The organism is Soehngenia longivitae, from assembly GCF_004684055.1.
GTDB lineage: Bacteria > Bacillota > Clostridia > Tissierellales > Tissierellaceae > Soehngenia > Soehngenia longivitae.
Genome location: NZ_SRIB01000003.1, coordinates 24,038 through 40,974, shown reverse-complemented (window position 1 = coordinate 40,974; position 16,937 = coordinate 24,038). Strand labels below are relative to the sequence as shown.

18 protein-coding genes are annotated in these 16,937 nt (G+C 35.6%); 1 reads left to right on the top strand and 17 read right to left on the bottom strand.

The annotated features are described in order from the left end of the window. Positions 1 to 8: 8 nt before the first annotated feature. The 8 genes from murJ to E4100_RS02935 all read right to left on the bottom strand — a co-directional run bounded on the left by murJ (position 9) and on the right by E4100_RS02935 (position 8,650). Complete coding sequence (gene murJ, locus E4100_RS02970) at positions 9 to 1,532, bottom strand: murein biosynthesis integral membrane protein MurJ (RefSeq protein WP_209315239.1); 1,524 nt, start codon at positions 1,530 to 1,532, stop codon at positions 9 to 11. Between the two features lie 482 nt (positions 1,533 to 2,014). Beyond that, positions 2,015 to 3,352, bottom strand: a complete 1,338-nt coding sequence (locus E4100_RS02965) for a short-chain fatty acid transporter (RefSeq protein WP_135270555.1) — start codon at positions 3,350 to 3,352, stop codon at positions 2,015 to 2,017. 158 nt (positions 3,353 to 3,510) lie between these two features. Further along, complete coding sequence (gene fabF, locus E4100_RS02960; RefSeq protein ID WP_135270554.1) at positions 3,511 to 4,752, bottom strand: beta-ketoacyl-ACP synthase II; 1,242 nt, start codon at positions 4,750 to 4,752, stop codon at positions 3,511 to 3,513. A gap of 1 nt (position 4,753) precedes the next feature. Beyond that, on the bottom strand, positions 4,754 to 4,984 hold the full coding sequence (gene acpP, locus E4100_RS02955; RefSeq protein ID WP_135270553.1) for an acyl carrier protein: 231 nt from the start codon (positions 4,982 to 4,984) through the stop codon (positions 4,754 to 4,756). A gap of 19 nt (positions 4,985 to 5,003) precedes the next feature. Next, positions 5,004 to 5,741: a 3-oxoacyl-[acyl-carrier-protein] reductase gene (gene fabG / locus E4100_RS02950; RefSeq protein WP_209315238.1), complete on the bottom strand. Its 738-nt coding sequence runs from the start codon at positions 5,739 to 5,741 to the stop codon at positions 5,004 to 5,006. A gap of 3 nt (positions 5,742 to 5,744) precedes the next feature. Beyond that, positions 5,745 to 6,698 carry an ACP S-malonyltransferase gene (gene fabD, locus E4100_RS02945; protein WP_135270551.1) on the bottom strand — a complete coding sequence of 318 codons (954 nt, stop codon included), beginning with the start codon at positions 6,696 to 6,698 and terminating at the stop codon, positions 5,745 to 5,747. A 1-nt stretch (position 6,699) separates the two neighbouring features. Then, positions 6,700 to 7,650 (bottom strand): enoyl-[acyl-carrier-protein] reductase FabK, encoded by a 951-nt coding sequence (gene fabK / locus E4100_RS02940; RefSeq protein WP_135270550.1) that lies wholly within the window; start codon positions 7,648 to 7,650, stop codon positions 6,700 to 6,702. Position 7,651: 1 nt separating this feature from the next. Continuing rightward, positions 7,652 to 8,650, bottom strand: coding sequence for a beta-ketoacyl-ACP synthase III (locus E4100_RS02935; RefSeq protein ID WP_245196347.1), 999 nt, complete (start codon positions 8,648 to 8,650; stop codon positions 7,652 to 7,654). Between the two features lie 150 nt (positions 8,651 to 8,800). Here E4100_RS02935 and fabZ point away from each other — a divergent pair, with 150 nt between their 5' ends. Beyond that, positions 8,801 to 9,232, top strand: a complete 432-nt coding sequence (gene fabZ, locus E4100_RS02930) for a 3-hydroxyacyl-ACP dehydratase FabZ (protein WP_135270548.1) — start codon at positions 8,801 to 8,803, stop codon at positions 9,230 to 9,232. Positions 9,233 to 9,249: 17 nt separating this feature from the next. On the opposite strand, the gene gltS is transcribed toward fabZ, so the two are convergent. From gltS to buk (E4100_RS02885), 9 genes are all read right to left on the bottom strand, one after another. Beyond that, positions 9,250 to 10,491, bottom strand: a complete 1,242-nt coding sequence (gene gltS, locus E4100_RS02925) for a sodium/glutamate symporter (protein ID WP_135270547.1) — start codon at positions 10,489 to 10,491, stop codon at positions 9,250 to 9,252. Between the two features lie 62 nt (positions 10,492 to 10,553). Then, positions 10,554 to 11,111 carry a 2-oxoacid:ferredoxin oxidoreductase subunit gamma family protein gene (locus tag E4100_RS02920; RefSeq protein ID WP_135270546.1) on the bottom strand — a complete coding sequence of 186 codons (558 nt, stop codon included), beginning with the start codon at positions 11,109 to 11,111 and terminating at the stop codon, positions 10,554 to 10,556. 2 nt (positions 11,112 to 11,113) lie between these two features. Then, complete coding sequence (locus E4100_RS02915) at positions 11,114 to 11,860, bottom strand: thiamine pyrophosphate-dependent enzyme (RefSeq protein ID WP_135270545.1); 747 nt, start codon at positions 11,858 to 11,860, stop codon at positions 11,114 to 11,116. Then, positions 11,860 to 12,921 (bottom strand): 3-methyl-2-oxobutanoate dehydrogenase subunit VorB, encoded by a 1,062-nt coding sequence (locus tag E4100_RS02910; RefSeq protein WP_135270544.1) that lies wholly within the window; start codon positions 12,919 to 12,921, stop codon positions 11,860 to 11,862. The genes E4100_RS02915 and E4100_RS02910 overlap by 1 nt, the downstream gene beginning before the upstream one ends. A 12-nt stretch (positions 12,922 to 12,933) precedes the next feature. Beyond that, positions 12,934 to 13,161 (bottom strand): 4Fe-4S dicluster domain-containing protein, encoded by a 228-nt coding sequence (locus tag E4100_RS02905; protein WP_135270543.1) that lies wholly within the window; start codon positions 13,159 to 13,161, stop codon positions 12,934 to 12,936. 17 nt (positions 13,162 to 13,178) lie between these two features. Next, a complete protein-coding gene (locus E4100_RS02900) occupies positions 13,179 to 13,853 on the bottom strand; it encodes an ATP-binding protein (protein WP_135270542.1) in 675 nt (224 codons plus the stop codon). Between the two features lie 8 nt (positions 13,854 to 13,861). Then, positions 13,862 to 14,938, bottom strand: coding sequence for a butyrate kinase (gene buk, locus E4100_RS02895; protein WP_135270541.1), 1,077 nt, complete (start codon positions 14,936 to 14,938; stop codon positions 13,862 to 13,864). 9 nt (positions 14,939 to 14,947) lie between these two features. Then, a complete protein-coding gene (locus E4100_RS02890; protein WP_135270540.1) occupies positions 14,948 to 15,847 on the bottom strand; it encodes a phosphate butyryltransferase in 900 nt (299 codons plus the stop codon). Beyond that, on the bottom strand, positions 15,841 to 16,929 hold the full coding sequence (buk, locus tag E4100_RS02885) for a butyrate kinase (protein WP_135270539.1): 1,089 nt from the start codon (positions 16,927 to 16,929) through the stop codon (positions 15,841 to 15,843). Before buk (E4100_RS02885) ends, E4100_RS02890 begins: the two co-directional genes overlap by 7 nt. Positions 16,930 to 16,937 lie beyond the last annotated feature (8 nt).

Below are 16,937 nucleotides of genomic sequence, written 5' to 3'. Positions count from 1 at the left end.
TATCCCTCCTACTTCATCATCCTTTTTAGCCTTGTCTTGATTAATTTAATCATATTATCTACTTCATCAATCTTTAATGTTAAAATAATCCCAAAATATGCTAAAGCTCCTATGATAATAGCTACTATGAGTGCAATCTCTTCTATTGTTTTTATCAGTAGTATTCTATAGATAAACCACGCAATGACACCCATAGCGATTGATGCAAAAGTTAGCTTTGCAAGAGTTATCGCAGTTTTCTTCAGCCCAAGAGCTCCTATTTTCTTTCTTAAGTTAACAAACAACAAACCCGTTGAAAATATAGCTGAAATACTCGTAGCCAAAGCTAGACCACCTATGCCCATATACCTTGACAAAATAATGTTTAGCACTATATTCATTATTACAGCAATTGAACCATTAATCATTGGAGTTTTAGTATCTTGCTGTGAATAAAAGGCTCTAGATAGGATATCTCTAAGTCCAAATCCAATCATGCCGATTGAATAAAACACTAAAGCACTTGTGGTCAATGAAATTGCATTTGCATCAAATGCTCCTCTGCCAAAAAGTAGCTTAACTATAGGCTCTGCAAATAACATTGCTCCAACTGTAATAGGCATAATCAATATGCTAATTGAATTTATTGCTTCGTTTATAGCTGCCTTTAGTCCCTTTATATTATCATTTGCAGCCATCTTAGAAATGCTTGGATAAAGCACCGTAGCAACGGGTGTAACTATAAGTCCTTGAACAAAGCCGTTTAACCTATTTGCATAATTTAATGCAGATATTCCTCCAACTACTAGCCCCGAAGCTATGGTCCTATCTACTAATGTGTTTATCTGGTTTACAGATACTCCAACAATTACTGGTAAAGCTATAAACATTAAATTTTTTAGATGTTCGTCTCTAAAATTTATACTGAATTTATGCCTATATCCAGACCGCTTGATAGAAGGGATTAAAATAAATAGCTGTGATGCTGTTGCCAATACACTTCCCAATATCAAAAATAATGGATCTTGATTAGCACTGATAGCTATTGCTATGATGATAATTATATTATATGGCACACCAATCAAAGCAGGTGTTAAAAATCTATTGTTAAGCTGTAAATATGCACTATAAATATATGTAGTACCTGTAAAATATATACCTACTAAACTCAATTTAGTAAATCTTATCGCCATGGCAAGGGTTTGTCCTTTAAAACCTGATGCAAAAAGTTTTACAATAGGTTCAGTAAAAATAAGCCCTACCACTACCAATACAGTAGAAATCAATAATAAGATGTTTACAATATTACTTGTGAATTTGTTTGCTTCACTATCTCCATGTTTTTCTCTTATTTGGCTAAACATTGGAATAAACCCAGTGGAAAGCCCTGTACCAACAAAAGAAAATATCACCGCAGGTATCGTAAGTGATATGAGGTAAGCATCAGATATAGCTGAAGCACCATAAAAGTACGACAAAACCAATTCTCTAAAAAACCCAAATACTTTCGAAATCACTGTTATAATCATGATGATTATTGCTGTTTTTTTCATAATCTGCTCCAATCTAAAATAATCTACTAAGTTACTTAGTAGATTATATCATAAGGATGGATAATTGAGGAGAAGGATTTTTAACAGGTACAGATATTTCTAAAAGTAGTTAACAAGCCCATTTCTAATCCAAACATACATTTAATTGACTTTTCTTTTTATCATACTGTGTTTTGTGCGTTTCCCACGTTTGAGTTGGATTTTTTTACTTCGTCAATATAGATATTTATTATAGATGTTTAAATCACAGTAACATTACCTAATTTATTTGTGTATCTAGTGTTTATTCTATGTGTCAACTAGCATCATCTTTTTGAGTTTAAGTTTTGGAGTAAAAAATAAATTTTTTTATTTCCACAGATTTCACCATTTCTCCATTCGTTCATCGAATGATTAAATTATAACATTGAATTTAGTCCCATAGAATACTTAGAAATTAAATAATCCTGGAATTTTCCAGGATTATTTAATTTATTATTTTATTATAATAATAAAAATGCTACACTTGCTATTGCTCCACTCAGTAACAAAGTTATAATGCAATATCCCATTATGTCCCTAGCTCCAAGTCCAGCTATACCAAGTGCTGGCAATGCCCAGAAAGGTTGTATCATATTTGTCCAAGCATCTCCCCATGCGATTGCCAATGCTGTTTTTGCTGCTGGTACTCCGAGTTCAGAACCTGCTGGCATCATAATTGGGCCTTGTACTGCCCATTGCCCGCCTCCTGAAGGAACAAATATATTAACTATTCCTGCACTTAAAAACGTAAATAGTGGAAAAGTATTATCATTGGACATATTTACAAAAGCTGTTGAAATCACCCCTGCTAGTGAAGTTGCTCCTTCAGCTGCGCCTGTCATCATACCCATAATACCAGCGTAAAATGGAAATTGAAGTATTATTCCAGATGCTCCAGCTGTTGCCTCAGATATTGCGTCTATATATCTTCTTAAATCACCATGAAGTAGTATTCCTACAAATAAAAATATCATATTGACTATATCTAAGCTTAAGTTAAAACCATTCTCTGAAAAATAATAAACTATATATATAAATCCAAATGCTAATAATATCAGCCACAAAATTTTACTATGTTCCAATTTATCAGCAGGTGTCTTTATTTCATATTCTTTTAGGGGTTCATCATGTAACAGACTTGGATCTATTGTAATAGTCTTATCAGGAGTAGGATGCATTGCTCTTGTTACTATTGGCATAAGTAAGAGTATAGAAATTACTATTGCCAAATTTAGAGGTGAAAAAATTGTTTCACTGGTTGGTATGGGGGTTGTTAATGCTCCTCCAGTTGCTACAAGTCCTGTTTCACTTGCTATAGTTAGTGGTATAGAGCCAGACAATCCTCCATGCCAAACTAAAAATCCTGAATAGGCTGAAGCTATTAACAGTCTATAGTCTACGCCTTTTACTTGCTTTGCCATTTCTCTTGCCAATAAAGCTCCAATGATCAATCCAAATCCCCAATTAATCCAACAAGCAAGTGTTGCTATAAATGTAGTGATCAATATTGCTGACCCAGGTGTCTTTGCTAATGAAGCTATCTTTTTTAATAGATTTTTGAAAAGTGGTGCTTGAGCCATTGCACTTCCAAGCACTAATACTAAAACCATTTGCATTGAAAATAATAGCAAACTCCAAAACCCATTTCCCCAATGTTTTATCATGGTTAGTGGGCCTTGTCCAGTAAATATAATTCCAGCGATAAAAACTATTGCGTTAAGTATGATTGCAAATAAAAATGGGTCAGGTAAGTACTTATTCACTAATGCAACACAGCCATTTGTAAATTTTTTAAACATATCTAATCCCCCTTTAATATATTATCTATAAATTGTTAATTTATAGTCAATCATTGGCAATATTACTCAATAACGTTAGTAACTTCTTAGTTTTAGTATACCTTTTAAAAGATTACCTTACAATACAAAAAATTAAATAATCCTGGAAATTTCCAGGATTATTTATATGATTTTAAAAGTATACTTGCGTTATGTCCCCCAAAGCCTAAAGAGTTTGAGAGTGCATACCTTATTTCTCTATTAACTTTTACATTTGGTGTATAGTTTAAGTCACATTCTTCATCTTTCACTTCATAGTTTATAGTAGGGGGAATTGTACTTTCTTTTATAGCTAAAGCTGTTGCTATAGCTTCTATCCCACCTGCTGCACCTAAGAGATGTCCTGTCATAGATTTAGTTGAGCTTATGTTTATGTCTTTTGCATGCTCTTTAAATAAATCTTTTATTGCTAATGTTTCAAGTTTGTCATTGTAATATGTGCTTGTTCCGTGTGCATTTATATAATCAACCTCATCAAGTGGTACATTAGCTTCTAATAGTGCTAGCTGCATTGCTACCCTTGCTCCGTCTGCATTTGGATCCGGTTGGGTTATATGAAATGCATCTGTCGTTGCTCCATATCCAACTATTTCAGCATATATAGTAGCATTTCTCTTTAGTGCATGTTCTAGTTCTTCTATGATCAATATGCCTGCTCCTTCTCCTATGACAAATCCATCTCTGTCTTTGTCAAAAGGTCTGCTTGCTTTTCTAGGTTCATCATTTCTAGTTGATAGTGCTTTCATAGAAGTAAATCCTGCCACAGCCATGGGCGAGATGGCAGCTTCTGTTCCACCTGTAACTGCAGCGTCTATAACTCCTAGTTTTATCATCCTAAAAGCTTCTCCTATTGCATGAGTCCCAGATGCACATGCTGTTGTTATGGTCATTGAGGGGCCTTTTATATTAAAACTAATTGCTACCTGCCCTGCTGCCATATTTGATATCATCATTGGTATGAAAAATGGACTTACTCTATTTGGTCCTTTTGTCATGAGTTTTTCTTTTTCAGTTTCAAAAGTTGATATCCCGCCTATGCCTGACCCTATGATTATACCTGTTCTATTTGAGTCAAGATCATCTGAGGAGAGTTTTGCATCTTTAAAAGCTAAGTGAGTCCCAGCTACTGCATATTGAGTGAAAAGATCCATCCTCTTTGATTCTTTTTTGTCCATGTAAAGAGTAGGATCGAAATCTTTTACTTCTGCCCCTATCTTTACATCAAAATCTTTAGTGTCAAATTTGGTTATATAGTCTATCCCCGACTTCCCATTTGTCAAAGAATCCCAGAAACTGTCTTTGCCAATCCCCACAGGGCTTACAGCTCCTAGTCCTGTGATGACTACCCTTCTATCTGACATATTATGCAATTTTTCCTTCGATATATTTTGCTATGTCGCCAATGTTTTTAAAGTTTTCAGCATCTTCATCGGGGATTTCGATTTCAAATTCATCTTCTAGTGCCATCATTATTTCTACTGCATCTAGTGAGTCAGCTTCTAAATCACCCATCATAGATGTTTGCATGGTTATTTCGTCTTCTTCTACTCCTAATTGTTCTGCTATAATATGTTTTACTTTTTCAAATACCATTTTACATTCCTCCTAAATATTATATATTCATTCCACCATCTATTTGTATTACTTGACCTGTTATATAGTCTGATTTTTCACTTGCTAAAAAGCTCACAAGATTAGCTACATCTTCAGGTTTTGCAAAGTAGCCTAATGGTATGTTTTTAAGCATTTCTTCTTTTACATCTTCTTTTAGTACTTTAGTCATGTCAGTTTCTACAAATCCAGGTGCTATTGCATTTGCTCTAACACCTCTTGAGGCAAATTCTTTAGCAATTGATTTCGTAAATCCTATTACTCCCGCTTTTGAAGCTGCATAATTTGCTTGACCTGCATTCCCCATGATACCTACTACTGAGGAAATGTTGATTATTTTACCATATTTCTTTTTAATCATAGGTCTTATGATCTCTCTGGTTGTCAAAAATACACTCCTTAAATTTACTTCTATGACTCTATCAAAGTCTTCAGCTTTCATCTTCATTAAAAGTCCATCTCTTGTGATTCCTGCGTTGTTTACTAATACATCTACTGTACCAAGTTTTTCCTCGATTTCTTTGATAGCTTCTTTCACATCTTCTTCTATGCTCATGTCCTTTTTTATACTTAATGAATTTGAGCCAAGTTTATTTAATTCCTCTAAAGTGTCATTTGCTGCATTTTCATCTGATGAATAGGTAAAGGCAATGTCATATCCATCTTCGGCTAATTTTATTGCTATGCTTTTTCCTATCCCCTTGCTTCCTCCTGTTACTAGGGCAATTTTTTTATTCAAAATCTATGCCCCCTTTGTAAGTTTCTCTACTGCTTGTCTAAAGGTATCTACGTTGTTTATATTTAAAGTTGTTACTTCTTTGTTCATGCTTTTGCCAATCCTTTTAACAAATCCTGATAGCGACTTCCCAGGTCCTATTTCTACGAAAGTATCTACTCCGTCATTTATCATTTTTTCAATTGATTGCTGCCATAATACCGAATGTGATACTTGATCAACGAGCTTTTGAACTATCTCCTCTTTTGTTTCGACAGGTTTCCCATCTACGTTCGATATGACAGTCTTTTGTAAATCATTTATAGTTATTTTTTCAAGTTCTCTTCTTAATTTTTCACCTGCCGGTGTCAAAAGTGAAGTGTGAAATGGTGCGCTTACTGGCAACTCTACTGCTTTTTTTGCTCCAAGTTCAATTGCTTTTTTACAAGAAATCTTTATGCCTTTTAATTCCCCTGATATTACTATTTGTTCAGGAGAGTTGTAGTTTGCAACTTCAACTATTCCGTAGTCTTTACCTGCTTCTAATACATCAGGCAAATAAATTCTATCTAATCCTAAGAGCGCAGCCATTCCACCTACTCCTTGTGGTACAGCTTCTTGCATGAACTTTCCTCTTTCTCTTACTATTCTTAAAGTATCTGAAAAGCTCATTGCCTTGCTCTTTACAAGTGAACTATATTCTCCAAGGCTTAAACCTGCCGTGTAATCACAGTCAATTCCTTCTTTTTCTAAAGCTTTTAGCATAGCTATGCTCGCTGTTAGAACTGCTGGTTGAGTGATTTCTGTTTTCATCAAGTCTTCTTCTGTTCCTTCAAATACAAGTGAGCTTAATTTCATGTTCAATGCATCGTCAGCTTCTTCAAAGACTAATCTTGATTCTTTTATTTCATCATAGAAGTCTTTTGCCATGCCGACATATTGTGATCCCTGCCCAGGGAATATAAATGCAATCTTTCCCATATTATATCCCTCCTACCATTTTAGAAAGGTTTTTTATAACTGTTTCAGCTTCACTACATATACCTTCTATTATTTCTTTACATGGTTTAATATCATTTATCAGTCCAGCGATTTGCCCACTCATGACAGATCCTTGTTCTACATCGCCTTCTACGACCGCGAGTCTTAATTTACCTGCTCCAAATTTATCTAATTCTTCAAGTGGTGCATTTTGTTTTTCTAACTCTAAAAATTCCCTTGTGAATTTATTTTTTATTACTCTTACTGGATGCCCTGTAGTTCTTCCTGTAACTATAGCATCTCTATCTTTTGCTTTTAAAAGTAAGTTTTTATAGTTTTCGTGTACTTTAGCTTCAGTGGAAAGTACAAATCTAGTTCCCATTTGCACTCCTTCAGCTCCCAATGCAAATGCTGCTACAAATCCTCTTGCATCAGCAATCCCACCTGCTGCTATTACTGGAATCCTCACAGCGTCTACTACTTGAGGTACCAATGCAAAAGTAGTCAATTCTCCTATGTGCCCGCCTGCTTCAGTCCCCTCCACTATGACTGCATCTACTCCTTCTTTTTCCATTCTCTTAGCTAATGCAACGCTTGGCACTACTGGAATTACTTTTATGTTTTTTTCTTTAAATCTTTCAAGGTATTTTCCAGGGTTCCCTGCACCTGTAGTTACTACAGGCACTCCTTCTTCAAGCACTGTGTCTACTACTTCATCTACAAAAGGTGAAAGTAACATTATATTTACGCCGAATGGCTTATTTGTAAGTTTTTTTACCTTTCTTATCTCATCTCTTATCACTTCTTTTGGTGCATTCCCTGCTGCTATTATACCCAATCCTCCAGCTTGTGAGACTGCTGCTGCTAACTCGTGTGTTGCTACCCATGCCATGCCCCCTTGAATGATGGGGTATTCAATGCCTAGTAGCTCTGTCACTCTAGTCTTTATCATGTTAATCCTCCTTTGCCCAACGCATAACAACAGAAGCCCAGCTTAATCCTGCTCCAAAAGCTACCAAGAGTAAGTTGTCTCCCTTTTTTAGTTTCTTAGATTTAGAAAGCTCATCCAAGGCTACTGGTATAGATGCTGATGAAATGTTCCCATACTTATTTATGTTTAATATAGTCTTGTCTTTGCTTAATTCAAGTTTTTTTAGTCCTGCATCAATTATCCTTATATTTGCTTGATGAGGAATAAAATAGTCTATATCTTCTTTTTTAAGACCTGCTTTTTCTAACACCCTTACGGTTGATTTGTCCATAACTCTTACAGCAAATTTAAATACTTCTTTTCCATCCATTTTTATAGTGTGAAGATTTTCTTCTACTGTTTTAGCTGTTGCTGGCATTCTGGATCCTCCAGCTGGCATAATCAAGCACTCGCCATTGGCACCATCTGACCCAAGCTCTGAAGCTAATATTCCAAAACTTTCGTCACATGGTTCCAATATACATGCTCCTGCACCATCTCCAAACAATACGCAAGTATTTCTGTCATTCCAGTTTGTAATTTTACTTAGTGTTTCTGCTCCTATAACTAGTACTTTATTGTAAATACCTGTTGCTATAAAGTTTGCACCTGTGACCATTGCATATACAAAGCCTGAACAACCTACACTCATGTCAAATGCTGCTGCATTTACTGCCCCTATGTTTTTTTGAACTATCGCTGCTGTAGCAGGGAAGAAATGATCTGGTGTTGCTGTTGCTACGATTATTAAATCAATTTCTTTTGGGTCTATATTAGCATCTTTTATTGCATTTTGTGCTGCTTTTGTAGCTAAGTCAGATGTTGCAGTAAACTCATCTGCTATATGCCTTTCTTCTATGCCTGTTCTTGAAACTATCCATTCATTGCTTGTGTCTACTATCTTTGACAGGTCATTATTTGTCAATACTTTCTCAGGTATAAAACTTCCTATCCCTGATATGCCTACATTTCTATTTTGCAAATGCCCACCTCCTATTACTATCATTGTAATTAATTTGCATTTTAACCTAATATATATTATCATAATATTAGTTTAAAGGCAAATTTTAGGTTAAGTATACTACAATTTTTTTTATTAATCAATAATTTATTTTTTTGAAGGAGTGAGTATATGACTAGCTTTGGTATAAAGGAAATAATGAGCATCTTACCTCATAGGTTTCCTTTTTTATTTGTAGACCGGGTTGATGTAGATGATGAAGGTTTGAGTGGAAAGGGGTTTAAAAACGTGACTATCAATGAACCATACTTTGAAGGTCACTTTCCAAATAATCCAGTCATGCCTGGGGTTATTTTAATTGAAACTATGGCTCAAGTAGGAGCTGTGATAATCCTTTCTAAAGAGGAGTACCGTGGAAAGACTGCTTATTTTGCAGGTGTGAATAATTTTAGGTTTAAAGAAAAAGTTTTACCTGGAGATATTTTAGAGATTGAAGTGAGCATAACAAGAGTGAGAGGTAGTATTGGTATTGGTGAAGGTGTAGCTTATGTGAGAGATAAAAAAGCTGCAAGTGGTGAGTTTATGTTTGCAATAGGAGAGTAGGGATATCCCTACTCTTTTTACATAATTAAGTTCATAAAGGTCAACACGTTCGGTATGTTAACCATGTCTACAAGGAATGAACCTACTAATGGCACTATCAAAAATGCTTTTGCAGAATAACCATAGTTACTTGTTACAGAGTTCATATTTGCCATAGCGTTTGGTGTTGCTCCGAGACCGTGCCCACACATGCCAGAAACCATAACTGCAGCGTCATAGTCTTTGCCACAAAGTCTAAATACAATAAATATTGTATAGAAACTGATGAATAAAACTTGGGCAAACAAAATGATAAACATTGGTCCTGCTACTCCTATAAGTTCCCACAATTTCAATGTCATTAGTGCCATCGATAGAAAAATTCCGAGAGACACATCTCCCATTATGTCAATTATATTATAGTCAAGATCGAACCAATGAAATTTATCGTTTATGTTTCTAAATATGATAGCTACAAACATAGCTCCCACATATGCCGGAAGAACAATTTCTCCTAGCCCAATACTTTTTATAAATGAGGTGAATGCATTGCTTATTATCGAGCCAATCACCATTATTGTGACAATTATTGTCAAGTTAAACATAATTCCAGTATAATCCATTGGGTACTTGCTTTCTTCTTTTGTGGTTTCTTCAAGTACTATTTCAGAGTCCCTTGCTTTTAGTTTATGTTTTTCTATTAAAAATCTAGCAATTGGTCCACCTATTAGGCTTCCAGATATTAGCCCGAATGTTGCTGCTGCCATGGCTACTGCTGTCGAGCCTGAGACTCCCATCACTTTCTCTGCGGTCTCACCAAATGCTGCTGCTCCACCATGCCCTCCTATCATAGAAACAGACCCTGCCATAATGCCAAACATAGGATTTATATCTGTTAACTTTGCAATGCTTATGCCTATGAAATTTTGGATAACGGCAAGTAGTGATGTCAAAGCCCAGTAGATGATTAATATTTTACCACCTTTTTTTATCACCTTAAAACTCCCTGTGATTCCTACTGTTGTAAAAAACATAATCATAAGTGGTGTCTGAAGCACAGTGTCCATTTGAATATAAGCCACTTTATTTTGTCTAAGTATAAATACAATTATAGAAAACAATAATCCGCCAATAACTGGTGCGGGTATGCAAAATTTTTGTAAAAATTTAATTCTTCCTCTTATTGCGTATCCAAGCATAAGCAGTAGCACTGAAAGTGCTAACGTAGCTATTAAGTCTAATGATAATGTGTTAATTCCTTCTATAATATCAAATTGCATAAAAAGCCTCCTATCATTATTTAAAGAAGCGTAGAGGATATAATCCGTCCCCTACGCTTAATTTAAGCTTCTACTTTTATTTGTTCTCTGATGAGTTTTGCTCCTCTTTCCATTGCTTCTTTATTTATTGGAAGAAGGTTGAGTTTACTCTCTCCAAAGACTTTGCCGTATGCTTCATATATAGATTCTAAAGAAACAGCTTTTGTCACTTCCAAATATGCCCCTAGCATGACCATATTTGTTACTTTGGGATTTTCTAATTCTGTTGCAATATCATTTGCAGGAATGTAATATACATTTATATCATCTCTTGTTGATTTTCTATCAATTAGAGAGGTATTTATAAAGAGGTTTCCTCCTTTTATCACATTACCTTCAAATTTATCTAATGACGGTTTATTTAGTATGATTACTGAATTTGCTTCTTCAACTAATGGTGAACCAACTGGTTTGTCTGAGATTATGACATTGCAATTTGCAGTGCCTCCTCTCATCTCAGGTCCATATGATGGAAGCCAAGATACTTTTCTCCCTTCAATCATTCCCGCATAAGTTAGCATTTGACCTATTGCCATTACTCCTTGCCCACCAAAGCCAGCGATTATTATTCTCTCTTCCATAACTATTTTACCTCCTCTGGTCTTCTAAAATTCCCTAAAGGATAATATGGTATCATATTTTTCTCAAGCCATTTTAGTGCTTCTGGTGGTGTTAGTCCCCAGTTTGTAGGACAAGTTGAAAGTACTTCTACTATGCCAAAACCTTTTTTATCTATTTGTACTTGAAAGCATTCTTTAATTGCTTTTTTTGCTTTTCTTATATTTGCTGGTGTGTCTACTGCTACTCTTTCAACAAATACTGCTCCTTCTATGGTTGCAAGTAATTCTGACATTCTAATTGGGCTGCCTTGGGTTGCTTTATCTCTACCATATGGAGAGGTTGTTGTTTTTTGGCCTACAAGAGTTGTAGGTGCCATTTGTCCACCAGTCATACCATATATTGCATTGTTAACAAATATTGTTGATATCTTTTCTCCTCTGTGTGCAGCATGTACAATTTCTGCGGTCCCAATGGAAGCTAAGTCTCCATCTCCTTGATATGTGAATACGAAATTATCTGGTCTTACTCTTTTTATCCCTGTTGCAACAGCTGGTGCTCTTCCATGAGCTGCTTCATGCATATCACAGTTAAAGTATTTATATGCCATTACAGAGCAACCTACTGGTGCTACTCCAATTGCATCGTCTAAAACTCCTAGTTCCTCTAGACTTTCTGCTACGAGTCTGTGAATAATTCCATGTGTACAGCCTGGGCAGTAGTGAGTTGGAACATCAGTTAAGCCTCTGGTTTTTTGAAATATAACCGCCATTATCTGTCACCTCCTAAAATTTCCCTTGCTTTATCAGCAATTTCAGCAGGTCCTGGTACCATTCCACCTGTTCTTCCATAGAAGTGTGTTGGAATCTTGCCTTCTACTGCTATCTTTACATCGTCTAACATTTGTCCTGCATTCATTTCAACCGTTAGTATACCTTTGCAGTTGGGATTGATGTTTTTAAATGAGTCATATGGATAGGGGAAAAGTGAGATTGGTCTGATAAGCCCTACTTTATACCCTTCTTCCTCTAATTTTGCAATCGCAGTCTTTACTATACGTGCGGTTGTCCCATATGCAGCAAAGACCAAGTCAGCATCTTCTATGTTGTAAGTTTCTACTCTTACTTCATTTTGTTTCATCTTCTCATATTTTGCTTGAAGATGATGGTTATGTTCTTCAAGTAATTCTGCTTCAAGGTAAAGAGAATTTATAATATTAGGTTTTCTTTGACCTTTTGTACCTGTAGTAGCCCAAGGCTTTTCAGGAATTTCTCTTTTTAAATCTTCTTTAAACTCAACTGGTTCCATCATCTGGCCTATCATGCCATCGCCTAATATCATGACGGGATTTCTATATTCATCAGCAAGGTCAAATCCAAGCATTATAAGATCAACTAGTTCTTGTACATCTGAAGGAGCAAGTACAAGAAGTCTATAGTCTCCATTTCCGCCTCCTCTTGTTGCTAAAAAGTAATCTGTTTGTGATGGTTGAATGCTTCCAAGCCCTGGTCCACCTCTCATCATATCAACGATGACACATGGTAATTCAGCACCTGCAAGATATGATATTCCTTCTTGTTTCAATGCAATTCCTGGACTTGATGATGATGTTAAAACTCTTCCTCCTGCTCCTGCAGCACCATAAACCATATTTATAGCTGCAACTTCTGATTCAGCTTGAACAAATACTCCTCCAACTTTTGGTAATTCTCTGGATAAGTACTCAGGAACTTCACTTTGTGGTGTTATTGGGTAGCCAAAGAAATATCTACACCCTGCGGCAATTGCAGCCGCTCCAACAGCTTCATTCCCTTTCATGAGAACTTTTGACATATGTGACCCTCCTTATAATCTTTCTACTGTGATAACGACATCTGGGCATATCATTGCGCAGTTTACACAAGAAATACATTTTCCCATGTCTTCTTCTTTGACGCTTGCTGGATAATATCCTTTTTTGTTTAGTTTCCCAGTGTCAAGTTGTATGATGTCTACTGGACAAACTGTTACGCAAAGTCCACAGCCTTTGCACATGTCTTCATCAAATGTGACTCTGCCACTTGCTTTCGCCATTTTCTAGAATCCCCCTTTTAAATCATCCATTCTTCCCGCATATATAGCTTTATGGGAAAAATTTCTCCTTTTAAATTTGTTGGTAATTTTGTTTTAAGTGCTTCCAAGCATACATTATATTTTATATCAAGGCCTGTAGCCAAAGATACCTCATTTACTAATTCATAGCCTTTTAATACATCATTTACTTGAGTTTGTTTTAGCATGTGAGTGTTGTTTATTAGTCCTGTTACTTTAAGTCTAGATGTATCTTCAATCCTTACAATATATTCTATCACTTTGTCCTTTGTCATAGTCTCAGGTCTGTTTGCATTTACTACGATGAGCATATCATAGTCGTCTTCTTTTAAATAGGGATTGTATCTACCCAGTGTCCTAGCTCCTGCTGGATCTCCGCCTACATCAAACACCGCATCATATGATTTATCTTCAATCGGCGCTAATACTTCACTTGATATTGCAGGTATGTCAACTGCGTTGCCTCGCATGGAACTAGCTATTACCCGTATGCCTTTTTCTTTTAATAAATCTTCCTTTTCTCTGCTTCTAAAATAGAGATTTACTACATCTAAATCACAAAGTGCTACTTTTTTATTTAATTCGCTTAATTTTATAGCATAATTTAAACTAAATTCAGTTTTTCCACTTCCATAGTGGCCTGTTATGATTCTAATCCTTTTATCGTTTAACATTTATTCACCTAGCCAATGTATTCCTTTGATTTTTCTTCATCTTTTAACACTCTAAGCCCACCTAACGCCAATGCTTTCAATTCATCTTCTCCTGGATAAATTGTGATTGGAGCAATGAACCCAACCATCTCTTTTACCCATGTTGTAAATGTTTCATTGTACGCTATGCCTCCTGTGAGTATTATTTGATCGACTTCACCTTTTAATACAGCAGCACATGCCCCAATTTCTTTGCTGATTTGATATGCCATAGCATAGAACACTAATTCTGAGTATTTATCTCCACTCTCTATCTTCTTTACTACTTCTCTAGCATCGTTAGTTCCTAAATATGAAACTAATCCACCTTTGCCTACCAGCATTTTCTTTATTTCTTCTTTTGTATACTTACCTGAAAAACAAAGAGTTATCAAATCCCCGACAGGCAACCCTCCTGTCCTTTCGGGCGAAAAAGGTCCATCTCCGTCTAGAGCATTTGCTACTTCTACAACTCTTCCTTTTTTATGAGCCCCTACAGATACTCCCCCACCTAAGTGCGTAACTATCAAATTTAGATTATCATATTTTTTATTTATTTCTTTTGCAAACCTTCTTGCTACAGCTTTTTGGTTTAGTGCATGTAGTACACTTCGCCTTTCTATTAAGTTCAAGCCTGAGATACGTGCTACATCATCTAATTCATCGACGACAACCGGGTCAACTATATATGCTTTTTTCCCAATGGATTTTGCTATTTCATATGCTAAAAGAGCTCCTAGGTTTGATGCATGTTCTCCATATTTAGCTTGTTTTAAATCATTTAACATAGTTTCATTTACTTCATAAGTACCGCTTTCAATTGGCTTTAATAAGCCACCCCTTCCTACTACTGCATCTAGATCTTCTAATTTGATGTTGTTTTTTTCTAGAGCACTTAGTATGATCTCTTTTCTAAATCCGTATTGATCAACGATAAAATTGTATTTACTAATTACATCTACATCGTGTCTTAAAGTTTCTTCAAATATTTGATTTTCATCTTCAAATACTGCAATTTTAGTTGATGTTGAACCTGGGTTTATAGTTAATATCTTGTAGCTTGTCATTTCATCCTCCTAATTTGTCAAAAATGTAGCTAATACTATGGAATTTAGTTTTGCTTCTTCGCTATCTGCTCTAGATGTAAGAACTATTGGATTTCTTGCACCTACTATTAAACCGGCTGATTTTGCGTTTGCTAAAAAAGTTAGTGCTTTGTATAATACATTTCCCGCTTCGATATCCGGAACCAATAAAATATCAGCATCTCCTGCAACTTCACTTTTTATGCCCTTGATACGAGCTGATTCTTTACTTACAGCATTGTCTAAAGCAAATGGCCCATCTACTATACATCCCTTTATTTCTCCTCTTTCATTCATCTCTTTTAGTAGTTTTGCATGTACAGTTGCTTCCATTTTTTCGGATACTTTCTCTTTTGCTGCTAGTACTGCTACTTTTGGTATATCTACTCCTAGTTTGTGTGATATGCTGACAGCGTTTTCAATAATTCCCTTTTTTTGATTTAAATCAGGTGCTATTAGCATTGCTGCATCCGTAACAATAAACATTTTATGATATGTGGGCACTTCAAATAGTGCTACGTGGCTTATGACATTTCCTGTCCTTAGTCCTATTTCATGGTCTAGGACTTGTTTCATGATGATAGATGTGTCTATAAGACCTTTCATAAGAACACATGCCTTGCCAGAGCTTACTAATTCAGTAGCTTTTCTTGCTGCAAGTGAACCGTCTTTTTCATCGATTACCTCGATATTTGATAAATCAAAATTAAGCTCTTTTGCTATTTCTCTGATTTTTTCTTCATCGCCGACTAAAATAGGGTCTACTATCTTATTTTCATAAGCTAATTTCACAGCTCCCAATACATCTTCGTCTTGTGCAACTGCTACTGCTATTTTTTTTGGACCGCTTTTTTTAGTTTTTTCAAATAAGCTCTCAAATGTTTCTACCATTTTTCCACCTCTTCTTCATAGATTTTAACTTTCTCTTGATCGTTTAATACTCTCAACACACCTTCATTTAATGCTTTCATTTCATCTTCTCCAGGGTAAACATAAATGGGTGATATAAAACCTACCATTTCTTTAACTTTTTCAACTAAATAGTCGGAGTAAGCTAATCCTCCAGTTATTAAGATTGCTTCAACATTTCCCTTTAACACCGTTGCCATGGAAGCTATTTCTTTTCCTATTTGATAGCACATTGCATCATAAATTAATTTAGCGTAACTTTCACCTTCTTCTATTCTCTTCAAAACTTCTCTACCATCAAAAGTACCTAAATAGGATACCAGCCCGCCTTTTCCATGAGTCATTTTCTTCAATTCTTTTTCTTGATATTTGCCAGAAAAGCACAGTTCTACTAAATCTCCAACTGGGAGTGTACCTGATCTCTCAGGTGAAAATGGTCCCATTTGATTTGCATTATTAGCATCAACTATCCTTCCGTTTTTAATAGGAGAAATTGAAATTCCACCACCTAAATGAGCTATGACTAAATTTAGTTCTTCTATTTTCTTTCCATGTTCTTCTGCATATCTGTGGCAAACTGCTTTGATATTTAAAGCATGCACAAGTGATCTTCTAGGTATCTCTTTAAGACCTGAAATACGTGCTACATCTTCAAACTCGTCTACTGCTACAGGATCTACAATATATGCATTGATATTAACTTTATCTGCCAAATGCTTTGCGAGAATTCCTCCTAGATTTGATGCATGTTCACCTTGTATGCCAATTTGAAGATCAAGTATCATCGCATCTGTCACAAGGTAAGTTCCACTAGGCATTGGCCTAAGGAGTCCACCTCTCCCAACAACTGCTCTTAAAGATTCAAGGTTTATGTCTTCTTCATTGAGCCAGTCTTCGACAGCCTCTAATCTGTACGAAAATTGGTCAATTATTCGATCAAATTTTCCCAAGTCATTTTTGTCATGCTCGAGTTTTTTAGATTTAACTTCTTTTTCACCTTCAAATAAAGAGACTTTAGTAGATGTTGAACCTGGATTGATAGCGAGTACATATTTTTTTTCCATAAATTTCC

Bases quoted from the DNA above. Each gene is read 5' to 3' on its own strand.
- murJ (WP_209315239.1), bottom strand. From the start codon at position 1,532: ATGAAAAAAACAGCAATAATCATCATGATTATAACAGTGATTTCGAAA.
- E4100_RS02965 (WP_135270555.1), bottom strand. From the start codon at position 3,352: ATGTTTAAAAAATTTACAAATGGCTGTGTTGCATTAGTGAATAAGTAC.
- fabF (WP_135270554.1), bottom strand. From the start codon at position 4,752: ATGTCAGATAGAAGGGTAGTCATCACAGGACTAGGAGCTGTAAGCCCT.
- acpP (WP_135270553.1), bottom strand. From the start codon at position 4,984: ATGGTATTTGAAAAAGTAAAACATATTATAGCAGAACAATTAGGAGTA.
- fabD (WP_135270551.1), bottom strand. From the start codon at position 6,698: ATGGGAAAGATTGCATTTATATTCCCTGGGCAGGGATCACAATATGTC.
- fabK (WP_135270550.1), bottom strand. From the start codon at position 7,650: ATGATAAAGACTAGAGTGACAGAGCTACTAGGCATTGAATACCCCATC.
- fabZ (WP_135270548.1), top strand. From the start codon at position 8,801: ATGACTAGCTTTGGTATAAAGGAAATAATGAGCATCTTACCTCATAGG.
- gltS (WP_135270547.1), bottom strand. From the start codon at position 10,491: ATGCAATTTGATATTATAGAAGGAATTAACACATTATCATTAGACTTA.
- E4100_RS02920 (WP_135270546.1), bottom strand. From the start codon at position 11,111: ATGGAAGAGAGAATAATAATCGCTGGCTTTGGTGGGCAAGGAGTAATG.
- E4100_RS02915 (WP_135270545.1), bottom strand. From the start codon at position 11,860: ATGGCGGTTATATTTCAAAAAACCAGAGGCTTAACTGATGTTCCAACT.
- E4100_RS02910 (WP_135270544.1), bottom strand. From the start codon at position 12,921: ATGTCAAAAGTTCTCATGAAAGGGAATGAAGCTGTTGGAGCGGCTGCA.
- E4100_RS02905 (WP_135270543.1), bottom strand. From the start codon at position 13,161: ATGGCGAAAGCAAGTGGCAGAGTCACATTTGATGAAGACATGTGCAAA.
- E4100_RS02900 (WP_135270542.1), bottom strand. From the start codon at position 13,853: ATGTTAAACGATAAAAGGATTAGAATCATAACAGGCCACTATGGAAGT.
- buk (WP_135270541.1), bottom strand. From the start codon at position 14,938: ATGACAAGCTACAAGATATTAACTATAAACCCAGGTTCAACATCAACT.
- E4100_RS02890 (WP_135270540.1), bottom strand. From the start codon at position 15,847: ATGGTAGAAACATTTGAGAGCTTATTTGAAAAAACTAAAAAAAGCGGT.
- buk (WP_135270539.1), bottom strand. From the start codon at position 16,929: ATGGAAAAAAAATATGTACTCGCTATCAATCCAGGTTCAACATCTACT.